The sequence below is a fragment of the Acetobacterium sp. KB-1 genome (assembly GCF_003260995.1).
GTDB classification, from domain to species: Bacteria; Bacillota; Clostridia; order Eubacteriales; family Eubacteriaceae; genus Acetobacterium; species Acetobacterium carbinolicum.
The window spans coordinates 3684229-3704438 of the sequence record NZ_CP030040.1; the positions used below are offsets into that span (position 1 = coordinate 3684229).

Annotated in this window: 16 protein-coding genes and 1 riboswitch; of the genes, 13 read left to right on the forward strand and 3 right to left on the reverse strand. The window is 44.3% G+C overall.

Annotated elements, in window-relative coordinates:
• Positions 1 to 27: 27 nt before the first annotated feature.
• Positions 28 to 738 (reverse strand): tRNA 2-thiocytidine biosynthesis TtcA family protein, encoded by a 711-nt coding sequence (locus DOZ58_RS16975; protein WP_111889383.1) that lies wholly within the window; start codon positions 736 to 738, stop codon positions 28 to 30.
• 150 nt (positions 739 to 888) lie between these two features.
• On the opposite strand from DOZ58_RS16975, the gene DOZ58_RS16980 reads away from it, so the two are divergent.
• The 5 genes from DOZ58_RS16980 (at position 889) to DOZ58_RS17000 (ending at position 5327) form a co-directional block, all read left to right on the forward strand.
• Positions 889 to 1374: a small multi-drug export protein gene (locus DOZ58_RS16980; RefSeq protein WP_111889384.1), complete on the forward strand. Its 486-nt coding sequence runs from the start codon at positions 889 to 891 to the stop codon at positions 1372 to 1374.
• A 15-nt stretch (positions 1375 to 1389) separates the two neighbouring features.
• Positions 1390 to 2571 carry an aminopeptidase P family protein gene (locus DOZ58_RS16985; RefSeq protein WP_111889385.1) on the forward strand — a complete coding sequence of 394 codons (1182 nt, stop codon included), beginning with the start codon at positions 1390 to 1392 and terminating at the stop codon, positions 2569 to 2571.
• Positions 2572 to 2704: 133 nt separating this feature from the next.
• A riboswitch (SAM riboswitch) is annotated at positions 2705 to 2800 on the forward strand.
• A gap of 111 nt (positions 2801 to 2911) precedes the next feature.
• Positions 2912 to 4090 carry a methionine adenosyltransferase gene (gene metK / locus DOZ58_RS16990; RefSeq protein WP_111889386.1) on the forward strand — a complete coding sequence of 393 codons (1179 nt, stop codon included), beginning with the start codon at positions 2912 to 2914 and terminating at the stop codon, positions 4088 to 4090.
• 160 nt (positions 4091 to 4250) lie between these two features.
• On the forward strand, positions 4251 to 4685 hold the full coding sequence (locus DOZ58_RS16995; protein ID WP_111889387.1) for a C-GCAxxG-C-C family protein: 435 nt from the start codon (positions 4251 to 4253) through the stop codon (positions 4683 to 4685).
• 27 nt (positions 4686 to 4712) lie between these two features.
• Complete coding sequence (locus tag DOZ58_RS17000) at positions 4713 to 5327, forward strand: HdeD family acid-resistance protein (protein ID WP_111889388.1); 615 nt, start codon at positions 4713 to 4715, stop codon at positions 5325 to 5327.
• A 103-nt stretch (positions 5328 to 5430) separates the two neighbouring features.
• On the opposite strand, the gene DOZ58_RS17005 is transcribed toward DOZ58_RS17000, so the two are convergent.
• Positions 5431 to 6693, reverse strand: a complete 1263-nt coding sequence (locus DOZ58_RS17005) for a glycosyltransferase (RefSeq protein ID WP_111889389.1) — start codon at positions 6691 to 6693, stop codon at positions 5431 to 5433.
• A 329-nt stretch (positions 6694 to 7022) separates the two neighbouring features.
• A complete protein-coding gene (locus DOZ58_RS19335; protein WP_111889390.1) occupies positions 7023 to 7301 on the reverse strand; it encodes a helix-turn-helix domain-containing protein in 279 nt (92 codons plus the stop codon).
• Between the two features lie 90 nt (positions 7302 to 7391).
• Between DOZ58_RS19335 and DOZ58_RS17015 the strand changes: the two genes are divergently transcribed.
• From DOZ58_RS17015 to hflX, 8 genes are all read left to right on the forward strand, one after another.
• Entirely contained in the window at positions 7392 to 8330 is a 939-nt protein-coding gene (locus DOZ58_RS17015; RefSeq protein ID WP_162624558.1) for a LysR family transcriptional regulator, read from the forward strand.
• 82 nt (positions 8331 to 8412) lie between these two features.
• On the forward strand, positions 8413 to 9804 hold the full coding sequence (locus DOZ58_RS17020) for an MATE family efflux transporter (RefSeq protein WP_111889392.1): 1392 nt from the start codon (positions 8413 to 8415) through the stop codon (positions 9802 to 9804).
• A 241-nt stretch (positions 9805 to 10045) separates the two neighbouring features.
• Positions 10046 to 12553 (forward strand): U32 family peptidase, encoded by a 2508-nt coding sequence (locus DOZ58_RS17025; protein ID WP_111889393.1) that lies wholly within the window; start codon positions 10046 to 10048, stop codon positions 12551 to 12553.
• 13 nt (positions 12554 to 12566) lie between these two features.
• A complete protein-coding gene (locus DOZ58_RS17030; protein ID WP_111889394.1) occupies positions 12567 to 14936 on the forward strand; it encodes an endonuclease MutS2 in 2370 nt (789 codons plus the stop codon).
• A 166-nt stretch (positions 14937 to 15102) separates the two neighbouring features.
• Complete coding sequence (gene dcd / locus DOZ58_RS17035) at positions 15103 to 15636, forward strand: dCTP deaminase (protein ID WP_111889395.1); 534 nt, start codon at positions 15103 to 15105, stop codon at positions 15634 to 15636.
• Between the two features lie 45 nt (positions 15637 to 15681).
• A complete protein-coding gene (locus DOZ58_RS17040; RefSeq protein ID WP_111889396.1) occupies positions 15682 to 16848 on the forward strand; it encodes a cysteine desulfurase family protein in 1167 nt (388 codons plus the stop codon).
• 16 nt (positions 16849 to 16864) lie between these two features.
• The gene (gene thiI / locus DOZ58_RS17045) at positions 16865 to 18025 is read left to right on the forward strand and encodes a tRNA uracil 4-sulfurtransferase ThiI (protein ID WP_111889397.1); all 1161 of its coding nucleotides are present in this window, start codon (positions 16865 to 16867) and stop codon (positions 18023 to 18025) included.
• 369 nt (positions 18026 to 18394) lie between these two features.
• Complete coding sequence (hflX, locus tag DOZ58_RS17050; protein WP_111889398.1) at positions 18395 to 20209, forward strand: GTPase HflX; 1815 nt, start codon at positions 18395 to 18397, stop codon at positions 20207 to 20209.
• Position 20210 lies beyond the last annotated feature (1 nt).

Consider the following 20210-nt stretch of genomic DNA (forward strand, 5'->3'; position numbering starts at 1 on the left):
ACGTTTTATCGATCGTTTTAAACCAGTTTAAAACCACAGATTCAATTGTTCCTTGTTTTGGATAGCTCCCAAAACCCGGTCATCCAGATCCGGGATGGTTTTGCGGAGGTTTTTAATCATCTGTTTGATGTCTTCTCGTTTGGTGTAGCCATTGGCGGGACAGGTGCTTTGGATTACCGGCAGATCTTTCATTTCCGGGTCTCCGATAATGTCCCGTTCCTTAACAAAAATTAAGGGACGGATCAGGGTGATGTCTTTTCGATCCAGATAGGTAACCGGTGAAAAGGTGTTGATCCGGCCTTCGTAAAACAGGCTGAGAAAAAAAGTCTCGATGGCGTCATCGGCATGATGGCCCAGGGCGACAGTTCGGCAGCCTTGCTCGATGGCCAGATCATGAAGAGCACCACGTTTCATGCGGGCACACAGTGAACAGGGATTTTTTTCCTGTCGTTCTTCAAATATGATCGGGCCGATAGTGGTTTTTTTGATGGTGTAGGGAACCTTTAGTCGGGCACATAAATCCACTAATGGGGTCAGATCCATGCCGTCAAAGCCCATATCCAGGGTAATCCCTTCCAGTTCAAAGGGGACTGGCGAAAAGTATTGAAAGCGTTTCATGGCATAAAGTAGTGCCGTGCTGTCTTTTCCTCCGGACAGACCAATCGCAATGCGGTCTCCGGGTTTGATCATCTGATATTTTTCAATACCCCGGCGAAGGGGACCAAGAATTTTTTTCATGGTGTACTCCTGTTTTCATTTTGATGCTAAAGTAAAGCGTCACGTTTCAGCACTTGTCAAAGTCTTTCATAAAAGGTACAATATAGTCTTAATGGCTTTCTATAGTCATTCTAACACTTAACAGAAGAGATTAAAAGGAGATTTGTTTAAATGAAACAGGCAATTATTAGTTTTTTGGCATTTTTACCGGATTGGCTGGAAATCATTGTCATATCTGCCATTCCCATTGTTGAACTAAGAGGTGCCATTCCTCTGGCAATTTTAGCTTATGATATGCCCTACCTGCAAGCCTATTTATTAGGTGTGTTGGGGAGTATTATTCCGGCACCGTTTATCTTATTGTTTATTCCAGCCATCCTGAAATGGATGTCGGGAACCAAGGTTTTCGGGAAGATGGCGAATTGGATTATTGCCAAAGGAATGAAAAAATCGGATAAATTGACGAAGTATGAGTTTTGGGGCTTATTTATCTTTGTGGCGATTCCTTTGCCGGGAACAGGAGTTTGGACCGGGTGTCTGGCTGCTTCACTGATCGGACTGGATTTTAAGCACAGTATGATCTCGGTAGTTCTGGGTTCAGCAACGGCAGGTGTGATTGTTACCGCATTGGTGGCAGCCGGCCTGTCGTTATTTTAAATAGTAGGAGAAGTGATGGCACTATCACAGCATTTTTATCGACAAAACAGAAAGAAATTGGCAGACAGACTGGCGAACAACAGTCTTACCATTTTATTTTCAGGCCGGGAAATAGAGATGACGGCGGATGCCAGTTATCCCTTTTTTGCCAACAATAATTTTTATTATCTAACCGGTATAAGAGCGCCGGAGGTGGTCCTTGTGATAATAAAAAACCATCATAATGACTGCGCTTATCAACTCTTTATTGAGTCGGCCGATCCATTAAAAGAAAAATGGGTGGGTAAGAAGATCAATCGCGATGCAGCAAAAGCGGTTTCAGGCATTGATGAAGTTTATTATGTTAAAGATTTACCTAAGGAGATTGCCCGTGCAGCAGCGGTTCAAACCGTCTATTTTGATTTTAAAACGCCTAAACATCAGAGTTTTAAAACCACCGATGAGGGGCTTAAAAAGATCTTAAAGCAATCCGAGTTAAAGGATCTTCATCCCATTTTAGCGGGCTTGCGACTGATTAAGAGCGAGGAAGAAATGCGTGCCATCGCGAAAGCCAATGCGGTTACAAAAAAAGGCATCGAAGAAATGAAGGCATTCATTAAATCCGGTACCTACGAATATGAGCTGGCTGCTTTCTTTGAATATTATGTAAAAAAAGAAGGAACTGAGGGATTGGCCTTTGAAACCATTGTCGCATCAGGACAAAACGCCACCGTTTTGCATTATGTGTCCAATCACTGTCAGTTAAAATCAGGGGATTTGGTTCTCTTTGATCTGGGCGCCAGAGTGGATGGTTATTGCGGCGACTTAAGTCGGACCTTTCCGGTCAGTGGAGAAATGTCTAGGCAGCAGGAAAAGCTCTATGAAATTGTGGAAGCCGTTCAAAAGGAACTGATTGTCGCCTACAAACCGGGTGCAGTGATGAAAGATTTACAGCAACTGACGAAGGAACTGTTTCTGGAGAAATGCTGTCGTGCCGGTTTTGTTCCCGAAAATAATGATATCACAGAATTTTATTATCATGGGATTGGTCATCCGTTGGGTTTGGATACCCATGATTTGCGACCGGAGGGCGATTTAATTTTGGTACCGGGAATGGTAATGACGGTGGAACCGGGTTTATATCTGGAAAAGCTTGGCATCGGTATTCGGATTGAAGATGATGTGGTGATAACGGATGACGGTTGTACCGTCTTATAGTTAAACACCTCTTATCGTTTAAAACAAAGAGCTTTGAATCAAACGATAAAACGAGCGGAAAACTTTAGTCGTAAATAAAGTACTTGACAAAAAAAATAATGATGTGTATGATAAAAAAAAGTAATTGAATATTTACCTATCCAGAGAGGTGGAGGGACAGGCCCGATGAAACCCGGCAACCAGCGTATGTATGGTGCCAATACCTGCGATATTTTCGCAATGATGGGATTTAATGTGAACATTAGCCTCGTCGTTAGACGAGGCTTTTTCATTATCAACGTTCGTGATTATCATAAAAGCGATCAGGTAAATGGACATTACATTAAAAAAGGAGAGCAAAATGAAAAAATTATTTACCTCAGAATCGGTGACAGAGGGCCATCCCGATAAGATTTCTGATCAAATTTCCGATGCCGTTCTGGATGCCATTTTCGCACAGGATCCGATGGCTCGAGTGGCCTGTGAAACACTGGTAACAACTGGTTTGGTACTGGTTGCCGGCGAGATTACGACGTCTTGCTACGTGGATATTCCTAAAATTGTCCGAGCAACTGTTCGTGAAATTGGCTATGATCGGGCAAAATATGGTTTTGATTGTGATACCTGTTCAGTCGTTACAGCCATTGATGAGCAATCAACCGATATTGCTATGGGTGTGGATGAAGGACTGGAATCAAGAAAAGGTGAATCAAGAGAAGCTGATCTGGCTGCTGGTGCCGGTGATCAGGGGATGATGTTTGGCTTTGCCTGCAATGAAACCCCGGAACTTATGCCATTGCCAATATCACTAGCCCATCAACTGGCCAAACGACTCACCGATATCCGCAAAGAAAAAATCGTAAACTATTTACGTCCGGATGGAAAAACCCAGGTAACGGTGGAATACAATGATGGGGTGCCAACACGGATTGATGCCGTGGTTATTTCTACTCAGCATAGTACCGATGTTTCTTCAGAAACCATTGAGAAGGACATGATTGAAAAAGTAATTAAGGTCGTGATTGATCCGGCCTTACTGGACGCCGATACGAAGTATTTTGTTAATCCCACCGGGCGGTTTGTCATCGGCGGACCACAGGGTGATTGTGGATTAACCGGCCGAAAAATTATTGTTGATACCTACGGCGGTTATGGCCGTCATGGTGGTGGGGCATTTTCTGGAAAAGATCCCACAAAGGTGGATCGGTCCGGTGCCTATGCAGCCCGACATGTGGCAAAAAATATTGTTGCTGCCGGTCTGGCAGATAAATGTGAGGTTGAGTTGGCTTATGCCATCGGTGTGGCGACACCGGTGTCAATTTACGTGGATACTTTTGGGACTGGCAAAATTGATGATGATAAAATCGTTACGCTGATTCAGGAAAATTTTGATTTAAGACCAGCCGCGATTATTAAAAACCTAGGTTTGAGAGCCCCTATTTACAAACAAACAGCGGCCTATGGTCATTTCGGACGAACCGATCTGGATTTGCCCTGGGAACGGCTGGACATGGTTGAAAAATTAAAAAGCAATCGCTAAATAACTGAATTCGGAAAAAAGAAACCTGGAATTTTATGCATCGTATGCGTATTGAAATCAATAATGGGTATATCTTATTGAGTAGAATTAGAAGTATAAACGATAATTTGCTCTTGATGTGCCTCTTATTGTTTCAAAAATTAAATTAGCTGGAGGAAAAATGGAGAAATATGTCGAAATTTATAATGCGTTCGGAAAAGAAAAACCGGTAGAAGAACAGCCCCTTTATCACATGAATTGTGCCGAGGTTCTCCTTCGGGGAGCCAATGACAAGTACGAAATAAACCTTCCCGAAGAAAGTTTTCGGATGCTTCAGGGCTTTGGCGCCGGATTCTATTCAGAAAGAACCTGTGGCGCTTTTTCGGGTTCATTAGCTGCTTTAAGTGCCATGTATACAGATGAGAGACCATCGGATCAGGCCAAAATGACCAGAGCGGCAAAACTTCTGGTTGAAGAATTTGAAAAAGAATTCGGCAGTTTGGATTGCGACTATATAAAAAAACACCATCGTGATGAGGTCGCTGGCTGTAACCCGGTTAAATTGCGGTCTGGACAGGTTTTTGATCGCGTTGTTGCAGCACTGGAACAAGAATAAGAACAGCAAAAAAACGGAGGTTATTCTATGAATCAAAGTGAAGCGAAATCCCTGGGGATTGATATCCTGGAACGGTCTTATGGCAAGTGGTGGCTGATGCTACTGGATGGGCTTTGTTTTATTGCGCTGGCCATATTTGCTATTTTTTTTAGCAATCATGCCATTACGCTACTGGTTTTTGTTTTTGGTGTATATCGCGGCATCATGGCCGTTATTTATATCGTTACGGCGCTGATGATCCGTCAAAAATATGGTGCCAACACGGGTTTTAGTCTGGGAAGAGGTATCTTTGATTTAATCATCAGTGCAATTTTTTTACTGGCTCCCAATGTAATTGTAGCATTTTTTATTATCATCGTCGGCATTTGGGCGATTATTACGGGCATCTTTCTACTGATTATTTCGGCAAATTCCGGATCAGTGGGTAGAATGGTGAAAATTGTTATGGGTGTGGCTTTGATTGGCTTTGGCATCTATGCTTTTATTAATCCGATGGGCCCGGCGACAATTATCGTCATGATTGTCGGGATTGCTTTTGGTATCTTTGGCCTATTTTTGGTAATTCAATCGATTGGTATGAAACGAACCTTTACTCAAATTAAAAAAGTTAAAAAGGGTTATGAGGATTATCATGTTGAATAAAGAAATATAAATCATGTGATGAATCATGTAAGCAGCTCGGGTTATGATAACCTGAGCTGCTTTTTAAATGGGTTAAAATGTAAATTGATTGATAGACGGCCCGTCAAGTATTGTTTTGGCAATGGTTCTCAATAAAGGCAAGTGCAGTTTCGGTTCCATTTTCCCCATCGATAATGCTTTTTAGTGCATGCGTCTTTGATTGGATGGCTTCTTCTTCAAACTGGATGAAGCGTTGGATCAGCACGCGTGTTGTGACCTGGGCTTCCTTTAGCGGTTTTAAAGCATACCCCTGTTGATAGAGTCGGTTGGCCCAGAAGGGTTGATCCACCGAAAAGGGGATAATGAGCTGCGGTTTTCCGCTTTTGATGGCGGCCGCCATGGTTCCCACGCCGCCATGATGGACGATCCCTTTGCCATGGGGAAACAGCAATAAATGCGGTGCTGCATCGATCGTTAGCAGATCCGCATCTTCATCAAAATGCAAGCCGCTGTTGCCAGTTAAAAGGATGCCCCGTGAGTGGGTGGATAAAAGGGCTTCCTGGAGATTGCGTTTAAACTGGGTTGGAGATTTTAAGGGCATACTACTAAACGAGATGATAATGGGGGCTGGTCCGGCACTTAAAAAGGCTGTGATTCTAGAATCAAGTTGCTCTTTTTGTGAATGACGATAAAAAAATCCAGGTGTCAGCACCCGACCCTCCCAGCTAGTTACTTCCGGAAACAAGGCCTTGCTAATCGGATAAATAATCGGGATGTCTTGACCATTAAGGGAAAAGGTATAGCGTCCGCTTTTGCGTTTGGGAAGATGAAGGGTTTTTTCCCTAAAGTCATTCACCTCATTAATACTTGATCGCTCGGCCTGAGCCATCACCGAATAGCTCCAGCGGTTGAAATGCTTGCCGAAATTTCTGGTAGCAGAGATGGCCAGGTTGGGAAATTCATCAATCGGAAAGGTAATCGGAACCGGAGGGATACTGATACAGGGAATGTTAAGAGCCTCGGCAATATCCGGGGCACCAAAGACTTTGGGATGATAGAGGATCACATCCGCCCCCTGGGTTGCTTCGTAGAACTGATCAAGGGTTTGTCGAAAGGCTGGGTTAACCACCTCGTCCAAATATTTTTTGGTGCGAAGTGGATGAGTCGCGGCATGTGCAAAAACCATTTGTCCTTCCTCGGTTTCCAGCATTGCCATGAGATCACTGGCAGCTTCTTTAAATTCGATTCCGGCTTTTTCAATGAAGGGTTTAAATGTTTTTCCGGTACAGATGACAGCTTGATGCCCTTTTTCCAGGGCTTTTTTTGCTAATGCGATAAAGGGCTCGACATCACCACGGGTGCCCAGGGTCAGGATTGAAATTCTCATTGATAAAACTTCCTTTCTCCTTCAAAATAAGTTGCATAAAACATGATCTAGGGCGGTCACATGGCGACTAAGGGGTCAGACCCTCGCTCGCCGGCAGCACACAGTTTAATTTCTAACCCGTTCAATTTGTAACCTGTTCTAATTCAACTTATACAGTTTGCAATTAAATTTATTGATTAATCTGAATCATATCTGAACATTTTATATTTTTATCATACTTTTTTTACCCTGATTTTTCAAGAGGAATAAACATATTGATGAAGTAATGTAATTTTACCAGCGCATCAATCGCTTGGTTAATTAATACCAAGCTAAAAGACTTTATTTGGTTAATTAGGTGGGGAAAGCATGTAAAACAGTGAAATTTGATTACGCGTCACCTGAATTAATCCATCCTTTTCCATTCGCATTAATTCCCGGGAGATAGCACTGCGATCCGCCGACAAATAGTGAGCCAGTTTTTCCCGGCGAAAGGGCAGATTAATGGTGGTTGATAATGGTTCTTTAAGATTCCCGGGTGTTTTTATTGAGGTGGTGTTGCATTTACGGTATAATAAAAAGATTGAAGTAGCTAACCCAGATGATCCATCTTGACAAGATCGTGAAATGGGGTGGTTATTAAACGGCTTTAATCGGTGTCATTTAATACAATTGCTAGCACCCGTTAAGTAAATAGACGAGAATAAAGGTGAATGCCCATGGAAATCAAACAATTGACATATTTTCAGACCTGTGCGGAACTTCAGTCGCTGACAAAGGCAGCAGAAGTGCTCTATACCACCCAACCTCATGTCAGTATGGTCATTCGTGCCTTAGAAAATGAACTGGGGGTTCAGCTTTTTCACCGGAAATCAAAGGGGGTGGAACTAACTGATGCCGGAAAACGGATCTACGATTATAGCGCTAATCTCTTAAAGAATGCGGCCCTGATTACAGCGGCCGCGCATTCAGGGAACCAATTGCAGTTAAAAATCGCCACTAATCCCAGCAGTAATATGGCTGCATTGCTGGCCCGTTTCTATACCCTTAATCGGGCAAGTGATTTTTGTATCGACTACACTCAATGTGGAATTGAGAGAATGATCGCCCTGGTTTCAGACAAAGCGGCAGATCTTGGTTTTATTTTTGTAGCCGACAACAAAAGCCGGGCACTACAGCATTTGTTAAAACAAAAGCGGCTTGTTTTTGAGTCGCTGCTCTTAACCGATATGGTGCTATACGTCGGCAGGAATCACCCCCTTTATGGACAATCAGTAATTGCTCCAGATATCCTTAAAACCTTGAAGTATGTACAGCTTCGAGATGATTATTTTACGCTGGAAGATCTGCTCGAAAGCCTGGTACCTAAAAGTCAGTGCGGATTTAATATCAACCGTGCTGTGGTTACCAACAGTGACCATGCGATGATCCAGTTGCTAAAACAAAGCGATTTGGCCAATCTCGGTAGCTACTGGCTGAAAGATGTTTATCGGCAATATGATTTTGAACGGATTAAGATCCATGGCTTTGAAAAAAAGGTCACCTTTGGGATCATTAGTCGGGAAGGTGAGAGCCTTCCCGATTTGGCTGATTCATTTCTGGATTTTGTCCGCCACGTGCTGCAGCGGGAAAACACTAAGAAATCTGAACTGGTATAAGAAATCCTTATCACAATGTCATAAATTATTGGTAATATCTAAAAAAAAACCACCATGATATCATAACTATGGAGGTTTTTTTATGCAATCTTTTCAATCCGGAAAAACAATACAGAATCTTACACGTGGCTCGATTCCCAAAGTTCTTTTTATCTTCACATTGCCGCTATTACTAACGCAGATTCTCCAACAGGTGTTCAGCCTTGTTGATGGTATGCTAATTGGTCAATACGCTGGCGGTGAAGCATTAGCGGCAGTAGGTATTGCAGGACTTTTTTTGTCTGTTGCGCTCAATTTTTTTATTGGCCTGTCCACAGGCATCAGTGTTTTAACGGCTAATCTTTTTGGAAGTCGTCAGTACACAGCGCTGAAACAAAGTATTACCACAGCACTTGTTATCGGGGGGGTGGCAGGAAGCCTGCTGACGCTTCTAGGGCGTGGGGCCATTCCTTTTTACCTTGAAGTTCTAAAAACGCCGGAACCTATTTTTACTGGAGCAAAAATGTATTTAGAAGTCTGTTGTTTTGGGTTGATTCCGCAATTAATTTACCAGATTGGCATGGCGATTCTCCGCTCGTTAGGCAATACTCGTTCGGCCTTGATTTTGTTGGGAATTACCACTTTAATCAATGTTTTACTGGATGTTCTATTTATCTTTTTCGGCCAGATGGGTATTATCGGTGCAGCCCTTGCTACCCTGATTGCCCAATGGCTGCTGGCCCTGCTGATGATTAATAAGCTACAGTGCCTGCCTTTTGAGTATCGTCCATCCTTTAGCAAAGATGCCGTTAAGTTGTCGTTGATTCCTGAAATGATGCGGATTGGTACCCCTTCGGGGTTGCAAGCAATCTTTATGAGCCTGTCATCGTTGGTTATTCAAACTTACATCAATGGTTTCGGTGCTGCTGCCATTGCTGGAATGAGTGTCTTTGCCCGGATTGAAGGGTTTTTATATTTTCCTGCCTTTTCTTTCGGGATGGCGGTTACGGGCTTTGTTGGTCAGAATCTTGGGGCAAAAAAACCGCAACGGATTCGGCGTGGCATTGGTATTAGTATCCTCGCGGCGGGGGTCTTTACACTGGTTGGATCTTTACTATTGATGAAGTTTTCCAACTCCTTATTGAATTGGTTCACCAATGATCCCGAGGTCATTCGCAATGGAAAGCAGGCTGTCGTTACGATTTTTCCCTTATATTTTCTCTATGCTATTAATCAAGTGCTAATCGGAGCGATTCGCGGTTTCAAAAAAACAGGCTATCCGATGATTGCCTCATTGATTGCCTACTGCCTGGTTCGGATTTTATGGTGCGCCCTGTTGCTGCCGCAGTTTAATGATCTGGGGGTGGTTTACACCAGTTATGTTATTAGCTTTGTCCTCTTGCTGGGCTTACTGATTTTTGGATATCAACGGTTTTGTCAGCCTTCGTATCAGCAACTCACGCTTTCAGCAGCAACTACCTCAATTAAATCATAAGCTTTGTTTTCAGGCAATGCTATAGATTCAGATAAAGATCTTTGGTGCTGTTGAAATGGGCCCCTATGTCCTTAATACTTGGAGATGCTGGGAATAAAATAATCAGTTAGTTTGAAGTTCTGAACAGTGATTGAAATTCTTAATCACTTTTCAGAACTTCTTTATTTTAAATACTTATGTTATAATAATCAATTGCATAGAAGTTACGTAAAACATTAATTAACAGGAACATGAGGTAAAAATGAATAAAAAACCAGAACTGCTGGCACCTGCCGGAACAAGAGAAGCGGTCATTGCGGCCATCAATGGTGGTGCGGATGCAGTCTATTTTGGTGGCAAATCCTTTAATGCCCGTCGCAACGCCAAAAATATGACAGACGAAGAAATAACGGAAGCGGTTGCCCTTTGTCAGAAGCATCAGGTGAAAGTCTATATCACCTTGAATATATTAATTAAAAATAGTGAAATGAGTGAATTGGTTAACACCCTTAATTTTCTAAAAGATCTTAATCTGGATGGTCTGATTGTTCAGGATATCGGACTTATTTATTTGATCCGTCACTATTTTCCGGAATTCAAGCTCCAGACCAGTACCCAGGCTTCCGTTTATGGGCTGGAAGGGGTGTTGTTTTTTCAGGAACAAGGATTTTCGCGAGTGGTTCTGCCCCGGGAAATGCCTTTAACTCAGGTAGCTGAAATCAAGAAAAAAGTCGAAGTGGAATTAAAGATATTCTCCCATGGAGCCTTGTGTTATGCTTATTCTGGTCAATGCTTAATGAGCAGCATGATCGGCGGTCGCAGTGGTAACCGGGGTCTCTGTGCTCAGCCCTGCCGGAAAGTTTATAAACTTTTTGATGAAGGCAATCGCCTGATCCAGGAAGGCTATCTCCTCAGTCCCAAGGACTTAAACACCTTAGATGACCTGGAGACAATCATCGCCTCAGAAGTGGATTCGCTAAAAATAGAAGGCCGGATGAAAACGCCGGAATACGTTTATGGGATTACCCGAGCCTATCGCGAAGCCATTGATGCCGCTGCTGGAGAGACGGGTGAAAAAACAATCGATGATCAGGCGGTAATGCAGGTGTTTAATCGGGATTTCACCCGCGGACATCTTTTTAATGAAGCGGCACTTTTAAATGCTCAGGTGGGTAAGAATCGGGGCGTTTTAATTGGTCAGATTGTCAATTTACCTAAAACAGCAAAAAACCAGAATAAAAAAAGTGCCTATCAGCCCTTGGGGATTCGCCTTTATGAGCAGGCTGAGCTTCATGTCGGAGATGGCTTATCCTTTGGCGAGGACGGAAAAAGCGGTGCCAAAGTGGATGCGCTTTTTACCCCGGAAGGTCGGCGACTGGAAAAAGGTTACGGTGGCGAAACCGTAGCCATTCCCAGTCGCTACGCAGCTTCACCTGGAACACCGATTTATAAAAACTTCGATAAAAACTTAATGGATAACCTTAAACAACAGGGCTCTCAATCGCTTGAACAACCCGGTGCTGCAGTGAATTTTAAACTGCTTCTCAAGCGTGGTAAACCGGCTGAAATAGTAGCTGTTACCCAGGAGTATTCGGTCACTTATACAGCCGCTTTCTGTCCCGAAGTACCGCTGAAAAATCCCATTGATGAGGCGATGGTCCGGGAGCAGATTTCCCGAATTGGTGGCACCGGCTACGAACTGGGTACCATTTCCATGGCGTTGGATGATCGGATTTTTCTATCCCGCAGCCAGTTAAATACGCTGCGGAAAGAAGTATTACTTAAATTGGCGGAGGTGTTGGCAGACGCGCAAACAAATGACAAAAAGATCGGCAATTTAGATCAATCAATCACCATAGTTCCGCTGGAACAGGAATTAAAAGGCAAGTCGGAACGACTAGAGCAACAGCGCTCTGAACAAGATAACGCCCCAAAACGGGTTTCACTGGCATTTGAAAAAATGCCGGATAGCCTGTTTTTACAGCGATTGGATGGACTGGGATTGGATCAAGTCGTGCTGCCCTTATTTGGTGAAGCGGTGACTGATAAAATAGCGCTCCTTAAAGATTTAGGTGTTGAGGTGTTACTTAAAACGCCTAAGATTATGGATGATGATCTGACCCAACAGACCCGGCGATTATTATCCCGATTATTAGGCGCAGCGATGAAACCGGATGGCTTCTTAATCGGTAACTATGAAGCCCTTCATCTGCTAAATAATGAAAATCTTTATTTAGAGGCGGATCAATCATTTAACCTCTTTAATACCCTGGCAACCCGGGCGTTAAACGAGTGGGGCGTTGGTGGTGGTGTGTTATCGCCGGAATTAAATGAAGCAGAGCTTGCCGAAATGACAATAAATTCAGCTATCCAAACGGTGTTACCGGTATACGGTGTTCAGGAGCTGATGGTCAGTAAAAAATGTTTGTTTGGTTGTAAATCCTGTCCAGAAAAGAATAAAACCGGTTTGTGTCATCAGGAAATGACCGGGAAATTGGTGGATGAACGGGGGTTTGGTTTTCCGGCTGAAAGGGATGCTCAGGGTCTGATTCATATTTATAATGGCGATATCTTGTTTTTAAGGGAAGAAATCCTGGCACTCAAAGCCGTCGATACCTGGCGAATTAACCACCGCAACGAAAGCATGGAAAAATTAAGAACCCTTATCGGCTATTACAGCCAGGGGATTTATGATAAGCATTGGGGTCTTCCGGAAGGGCTTGGAACCGAAGGCACCACCCGGGGAAGTTTTAAACGAGGCGTGAAATAGAGGAGTGAAATAAATGGATCAAAGAAGTTTGAAGGTCTTGGAATATCATAAAATATTAAAAAGTCTGGGAGAATATTGTGTTACCCAGGGTGGGAAGGAGCAGGCGAAGCATCTGTTGCCGATGGAAAGCCTGACGGCAGTTAATCGGGGCCTTGATTTAACCAACGAAAGTCTGGGGATGATTCTTCGCAATGGTCGTCCACCCTTAGCGGAGGTACCCAATACCAGCGATTATGTCAAGCGGGCGGCGATTGGCTCAATGCTGTCGATGAAAGAATTGTTGTCGATTGCGACCTTACTGCGGATCGCCCGGGACATGGACAATTATTATCATGGCGATACGCAGATGGATACCCTGGTGTTACTAAAGGATCTGTTTGCCGCTCTGGAAACCTGTGAAGAACTGGAAAAGGAAATAAGCCGAAAAATTCTGGGACCAGAAGAAATGGCGGATAACGCCTCCCGGGAACTGTCGCGGATTCGGCGGGAGATGCAGTTTAAATACAAGCGAATTACCGAAAAACTCAGCCATATGATCAGTTCAACCGCTTATGAAAAAATACTTCAGGAAAAAATCGTTACGATCCGCAACAATCGCTATGTTATTCCTGTCAAGCAGGAATACCGCAGCCAGGTTCCCGGGATTGTTCTGGATAAGTCGGCTAGCGGCGTAACCCTTTTTATTGAACCGATGGCCGTGGTGGAACTAAACAACGATATCAAAATCCTGGTCACCGAAGAAGAACAGGAGATCGTCCGGATTCTTAAAGATCTCACCCAGAAGGTGGCCGATTTGCGGGATGAAATTATTTGTAATTATGATGTCCTGGTGGATTTGGATTTTCAGTTTGGCAAAGGCAAGTATGGCCTGACCATCAATGGCGTCAGAACCAGTGTCACCGAAACCGGTGCCATTTTGCTGTTACGGGCCAAGCATCCGCTGATTCCCGATGATCAGGTTGTCGCCTCAGATATTTATTTTGATGATGACATCGATACCATGGTCATCACCGGGCCAAATACCGGAGGGAAAACGGTCTCCTTAAAAACGATCGGGTTATTGAACCTGATGGTTCAGTCGGGGCTTTTTGTCCCGGTTCGGGAGGGCAGTAAAACCCGGATTTTTGCGGATATCTTTGCCGATATCGGGGATGAGCAAAGCATTGAGCAAAGTCTTAGTACCTTCTCTTCTCATATGACCAATATTGTCGAGATTATGAATAAGGCAGACCATAACGCGCTGGTATTGTTTGATGAACTGGGTGCCGGCACTGACCCCACCGAAGGAGCAGCGCTGGCCATTTCGATTCTTAATGCTCTGCATTTGCGCCGGGTAACCAGTGTATCGACCACCCATTACAGCGAGCTGAAAGAATACGCCCTGGTTACTCCGGGAGTAGTCAATGCCAGTGTTGAATTTGATGTCAAAACCCTGAGGCCGACCTATCGTCTGTTAATTGGGGTGCCGGGAAAATCCAACGCCTTTGAAATCGCCATGCGTTTGGGGCTCGGTGAAGAGGTCATTGAAAATGCCCGGGAACTGATCAAGAATGAGGCCATCCGCTTTGAAGAAACGCTGATTAAAATTGATGAAAAGCGTCGTCGTACTGAAGCCGAGCATGATGCCATCATTCGCCTGAAGCAGGAAACCGAAGCTCTGAAAGGGCAAATGGATCGACAAAAGCAGCAGTTTGCCGACGAACAAAAAGCACTGCTCCAAAAAGCTCAGGAAGAAGCGATGGAAATTGTTAAAAAAACGCGAGCCGAAACCGAAGAAATTTATCGCGAAATAAGGACCATTCAGGAAACCACGACCAATGCGGTTAAAGATAATAAAGAACTGGAAGCGATTCGCAAGCGGATTAAAGAAAAAGAAAAAAATATTTATCAATTTGGCAGCCGACCCCAAAATTATCAGGGGGCGGCTCTGGAGATGGATGACCTTCGCGTTGGGATGAAGGTTTACATCAACAGCCTGCGCCGGGAAGGGGAGGTTTTAAACCTGCTTCCCAATGAAAATAAAGCCATGATTCAGGCGGAGATGATCAAGCTTAAGGTCGATGTCGGCGATCTGAGTGTTTCAACGGCACTGGCTAAGCCGGAAGAGAAAAAGGTCACTTATAAAAAGGTGGATCGTCATGTGATGGATACAAAGCTTGATCTCCGTGGGAAAAATGGCGAAGAATCGCTATATCTGGTCGATAAGATGATCGGTGACGCGATGCTCTCAGGCAACAAGCAGCTTGTAATTGTCCACGGTAAGGGCACCGGAAGGCTCCGGGAGATCATTCATGAATACCTTAAAGGAAACCCCTTAATCGAAGAGTTCCGTTTGGGTGCGATGAACGAAGGCGGCTCCGGGGTGACCATCGTGACGCTATAAAAAAAGTCGACACAATTTAGAAAAGTGGCGATCACTTAGCGATAATACTTGTGTCAACAGATGCCATCAGACAGTTAAAAATTAACCTTGTAAATTTACAGCACCCATAATACAATTAATGAGAAAATTTCACAAGCACTTAGAATTTTGTAATTTTGGAGGAAACATGATTTTATCGGATAAAACCATTTATAAATATTTAGAAAGCGGTGAGTTGGTCATCGACCCACTGGAAAAGGGCCAGGTGCAGCCGGCATCCGTGGACATTCGTTTGGGGACCAGCTTTTTAAAACTGGATGAGAATAATTTTGAGGCCATGTCGCTTACAGACGAAATTAAGTATATATCCATGGAAGCAGATGAGATTGTTATTCCATCGAATTCGTTTCTTTTGGCAACAACGATGGAGTATATTAAGCTGCCCTGCAACCTGACGGCCTTTGTGGAGGGACGAAGCTCCATTGGTCGGATGGGGTTATTTATTCAGAATGCGGGATGGGTGGATCCGGGCTTTGAAGGGGAGATTACCCTGGAACTTTATAATGCCAACCGCCTGCCCATTAAACTGGAAAAGGGTCGACGGATCTGCCAACTGGTCTTTGCCCAAATGGATGGTATGGCCTTAAACCCCTATCAGGGGAAATATCAGGGGCAACGTTCGGCAGTGGGAAGCCGCATTTTTCTCGATGAGGAATGCTGATTCGGATCAGTAAAAACCTGACCCCGTGAGAGAAGGATCAAAACGATGAAAGAAATTTATTTAGATAATGCGGCAACCACCAGGGTCCATCCCCAGGTTGCTAAGAAGATGATGGATGCCCTGATGAATAACTATGGGAATCCATCATCACTCCACCGCTTGGGAATTCGGAGTGAACAAGCCATCAAGGAAGTTCGGGAAGCAGTCGCCCAAAGCCTGAACTGCCAAACCCCGGAAATCTATTTTACTTCGGGTGGAACCGAAGGTAATAATATGATTATCCAGGGGGTGGTAGAGAATAAAAAACGTAATCGAATGCGAATTATCACCTCAGCGATTGAACACCCATCGGTACTGGATGTATTTACCTTTTATGAAAACCATCAGATTGAAGTCGTTGTTCTCGGGGTAGACACCCAGGGACACATTGACCAGGATCAACTAAAAGCGGCGATCAACGAAGAAACCATCTTAGTCAGCATTATGGGGGTGAACAATGAACTGGGAACCATTCAGGATCTAAAAGCGATTGGCAAGATCGTCAAGATGGTGAATCCCAAATGTGTTTTTCATGCCGATTTTGTTCAGGGCTTTATGAAGATCCCCGTCGATGTTAAAGCTTGCCAGTTGGACGCTTTAACGCTGTCAGGCCATAAGATTTTTGGACCTAAAGGGGTGGGTGCGGTTTATATAAAAAAGGGTACGGATATTAAACCGTTGCTGCGGGGCGGCGGCCAGGAAAGCAATATGCGTTCGGGGACGGAAAATGTCCCGGGAATTATTGGTTTAGGAGAAGCCATTCGTTTGCGGAAAGACTCGTTTACCGCTGAGTTTGAAGTGATTAGAAACCTGCGAGCTGCTTTTATCGACGAAATCGAGGCGAAGATCGATGATATCAAAATAAACGGGGATCTCAATGGCAGTCCCTATGTGCTCAACGTTTCCTTTAACCGGGTACGGGGCGAGGTGTTGCTGCACAGCCTCGAAGCCAAAGGGATTTTTGTCTCTACCGGCTCAGCCTGTTCGTCTCATAAAAAGGAGAAACAGTATGTTCTTAAAGCGATTGGGCTGGCCGAAGAATATAAAGAAGGAACCATTCGCATCAGCTTTTCAAATGACATCACCCAAGACGATGTTAAGCCCGCGGTGGCAGCCATTGCCCAGGCAGTGGCAAGCTTACGGCTATTAGTTAAACCAAGAAAAAATAGATGACAGGAGCAAAAAAATAATGGAACATGTTATTCTGGTTCGATACGGGGAGATTGCCCTAAAAGGGTTGAACCGTAATTATTTTATCGAATTATTGGCAAAAAATATCAGAACTACCCTGCGCAGTGTACCATCGGCAAAGGTTAAAAAAATACAGGGGCGCTTGATTGTTAATGTCAGCGATGAAGATCTAAACCGGGCCATGGAGCGGGTGCAAAAAGTATTCGGGATTGTCTCCATTAGCCCGGCTATCGTCATTGACAGTGATATTACGGCGATTGAAGAAAATGCCATTGAGCAGGTACGATCGGCACAGGACATCAAAACCTTTAAGATCACCGCCAAACGGGGCGATAAAACCTTCCCGATCAAATCCCCCGATCTATGCTGTCGTCTGGGTGAAGTGGTGTTGGATAACGTTACGGGTATCACCGTCGATATTCACAGCCCGGATTTAAATCTGTGGGTGGAAGTTCGCGAACAGACCTATATGTATCATCAGTTTATTGCTTGCAACGGCGGTTTGCCGGTCGGCTGCAGCGGCAAAGGGGCACTTTTATTATCCGGCGGCATCGATAGTCCGGTGGCCGGTTATCTGATGGCTAAGCGGGGGGTCGAAGTCATTGGCGTCTATTTCCACAGCTTCCCCTTCACCAGTGACCGGACCAAGGAAAAGGTTATCGATCTGGCTAAGATCATGAGTCAGTATTGCGGCAAAATCAAACTCTTTGTCGTACCCTTTACCGAGATCCAAACCAAGATTGTGGAAATGTGTCCGGATCGGCAGACGACCATTATTATGCGTCGCTATATGATGCGGATTGCTGAGATGATTGCCAATAACGAAGGGGCCAAGGCGATGATTACCGGGGAAAGCCTGGGTCAGGTTGCCAGCCAGACGATGGAAGGGTTGGCGGCTACCAACGCGGTGGCCGAAATGCCAGTTTTTAGACCGCTGATTGGTTTTGATAAAACTGAAATTGTCAAGATTGCCGAAACCATTGGCACCTTTGAAACTTCGATCCTACCCTATGAAGATTGCTGTACCATTTTTGTGCCCAAACATCCGGAAACCAAACCAAAGGTTTCGGAGATGCTACGTTCCGAAGAAAAGATTTCGGAAATGATGGTAGAGATGATGGCCACAGCCGTGGCCGAATCTGAAGTGGTCACACTCTAGTTCATAATTTATGACTTTTTCAGATTAGTTTTTTATTTTGATAAAATTATGAATAAACAACTGAAGCAGTACCGACAATTGTTATATCATGTTGTACGCATCGGAGCGGACACGGCAGAGCCTGTCCGATTCTGCGCGCAGGCAACGAGCCAATCATAAGCTTGCTTATAGTTGGCGACTGCCCGCGACCAATGCGAAAGGAGCGTAGCAGATTTCGCATGGCGCGGCGAACAACAGATTAACAATTGGTCGGTACGGTAGTTTACAGAAAACCTGACCAGGCAATCATTTTGCCTGGTTTTTGTGTTATAATAAGTCATTCGATTAATCATTTTACAAATCATTTTATTAAGATAAAAGGAAAAAATAATGGCAGATAATAATAAAAGTGGCATTCGCCAAAGCTATATAAAAGAGTTGGATGACCTGGTTGGTTATGAAATGGAAAATCAGGTTCTTTTGGATGAATATGTGTTAGAAATCATGAAACGGTTGACCCTGGCAACGAAGCGAGAAGTGCTGATCTGCACCAATGACAAAAACCGGGTTCAGTGGGTGAATATCGGGGATGCAGCGACGGTCAATATCGGTAATGCCGAAATGTTATATCACGTTAAGGCGCTCAATAAATACCGGGTGATTCACACCCATCCCGGTGGCAATCCGCGACTGTCTGACGAGGATTTTTCAGCAGCAAAAAAGCAGAATCTCCAGTGCATTATTGCCATTGGGGTGGATGAAAAAATACCAGTAAGCTTTAGCATCGGTGTGCCAGTGGTTGAAGAAGCGACGATGGAATATGGTCAGGCATTGTTTAAAACCCTGAAGGAGCTCAATACGTTTCCGTTGGAGCATTACATTCTATTGGCAGATCGGTTTATCAAAGACGATCCTGACAATAAGTTTGATTCCGAAGATGAAGAAGAGCGCGCCTTGCTGATTGGTTTGGATCTGCCCGGAAACAAAGGGGTAGAGCTGGTTGACTCGATGGAAGAATTGCAGCAACTGGTAAAAACAGCCGGAGGAACCGTACTGGAACAGGTTTGTCAGGCCAGAAGCCAGATTGATACCACCTTTTATGTGGGCAAGGGCAAGCTTTCGGAACTGATCAAGGTGATTCAGAACAATGACATCAATCTGATTGTCGCCAATGACGAGTTGAACGCTCGCCAGATTGCCAATATCGAAGCCGCCACCGGAACCAAAACGGTGGATCGAACCACCATTATTCTGGATATTTTTGCCCGTCATGCCAAAACCAAAGAAGGCAAGCTGCAGGTGGAATTGGCCCAGCAGAAATATCGGATGAGCCATCTAAAAGGATTGGGGATTGTCATGTCCCGAACCGGCGGCGGCATCGGTACCCGCGGCCCCGGTGAAAAGAAATTAGAAACCGATCGGCGTCATATTCGCAAACAGTTAGAAGAACTGGAAGCCCGAATTGAACGGATCAATAAAAGCAATCAGCTCAATGCCGTTCAGCGCGGAAAAAATAAAATTAAAACGGTTGGTTTAATCGGCTATACCAACTCCGGCAAAAGCACCTTGTTTAATCACCTGACTCAAAGTGAGGTGGTGACCAAAGATGGTCTCTTTATCACCCTGGATTCGACCCTTAGAAAGGTCGATCCGGAACAGGGGGATTATCTGGTCTCGGATACCGTTGGCTTTATCGATAAGCTGCCTCATGATTTAATTAAGGCCTTTAAGACCACCCTGATGGAAGTGGAGACAGCGGATTTGCTGCTTCATGTGGTTGATGTTTCCAATCATAATTACGAGGCCCAAATCACCGTGGTTAATCAGGTTCTTATGGATATCGGTGCGGGCAACAAAAAAGTGATGATGGTCTATAACAAAATCGATAAATTGACCGAGGCGGACCGGGAAGCCTTTTTGCTTAAAAATCAGGAAGCCGTCGATGAGCTGACCCTCTATATTTCTGCTAAAGAAAAGCTCGAAGTCGATATTTTATTTGAAGCAGTGAGTCGGGTACTCGTTGGGGAAAAAAGAGAAATAAAGCTATTGATTCCCTATGATGACAACAAAGCGCTGGCGCAATTGCATGAAATGAAGGTGGTTCAGGAAATTGATTACCAGGCAGAGGGCAATCTGGTCACCATTGTAATGACTGATGATTTTCCGATTCATCTTTTTTTGAAGTATCAGGTAACAGAGGTATAAA

What these genes read in the sequence shown, in the direction of transcription:
- thiI (WP_111889397.1), top strand. Translation starts at nt 16,865, where the DNA reads ATGGAACATGTTATTCTGGTTCGATACGGGGAGATTGCCCTAAAAGGG.
- DOZ58_RS17015 (WP_162624558.1), top strand. Translation starts at nt 7,392, where the DNA reads ATGGAAATCAAACAATTGACATATTTTCAGACCTGTGCGGAACTTCAG.
- DOZ58_RS17000 (WP_111889388.1), top strand. Translation starts at nt 4,713, where the DNA reads ATGAATCAAAGTGAAGCGAAATCCCTGGGGATTGATATCCTGGAACGG.
- DOZ58_RS17025 (WP_111889393.1), top strand. Translation starts at nt 10,046, where the DNA reads ATGAATAAAAAACCAGAACTGCTGGCACCTGCCGGAACAAGAGAAGCG.
- DOZ58_RS16985 (WP_111889385.1), top strand. Translation starts at nt 1,390, where the DNA reads ATGGCACTATCACAGCATTTTTATCGACAAAACAGAAAGAAATTGGCA.
- dcd (WP_111889395.1), top strand. Translation starts at nt 15,103, where the DNA reads ATGATTTTATCGGATAAAACCATTTATAAATATTTAGAAAGCGGTGAG.
- DOZ58_RS17030 (WP_111889394.1), top strand. Translation starts at nt 12,567, where the DNA reads ATGGATCAAAGAAGTTTGAAGGTCTTGGAATATCATAAAATATTAAAA.
- DOZ58_RS16975 (WP_111889383.1), bottom strand. Translation starts at nt 738, where the DNA reads ATGAAAAAAATTCTTGGTCCCCTTCGCCGGGGTATTGAAAAATATCAG.
- DOZ58_RS17040 (WP_111889396.1), top strand. Translation starts at nt 15,682, where the DNA reads ATGAAAGAAATTTATTTAGATAATGCGGCAACCACCAGGGTCCATCCC.
- DOZ58_RS16995 (WP_111889387.1), top strand. Translation starts at nt 4,251, where the DNA reads ATGGAGAAATATGTCGAAATTTATAATGCGTTCGGAAAAGAAAAACCG.
- DOZ58_RS16980 (WP_111889384.1), top strand. Translation starts at nt 889, where the DNA reads ATGAAACAGGCAATTATTAGTTTTTTGGCATTTTTACCGGATTGGCTG.
- DOZ58_RS17005 (WP_111889389.1), bottom strand. Translation starts at nt 6,693, where the DNA reads ATGAGAATTTCAATCCTGACCCTGGGCACCCGTGGTGATGTCGAGCCC.
- metK (WP_111889386.1), top strand. Translation starts at nt 2,912, where the DNA reads ATGAAAAAATTATTTACCTCAGAATCGGTGACAGAGGGCCATCCCGAT.
- hflX (WP_111889398.1), top strand. Translation starts at nt 18,395, where the DNA reads ATGGCAGATAATAATAAAAGTGGCATTCGCCAAAGCTATATAAAAGAG.
- DOZ58_RS17020 (WP_111889392.1), top strand. Translation starts at nt 8,413, where the DNA reads ATGCAATCTTTTCAATCCGGAAAAACAATACAGAATCTTACACGTGGC.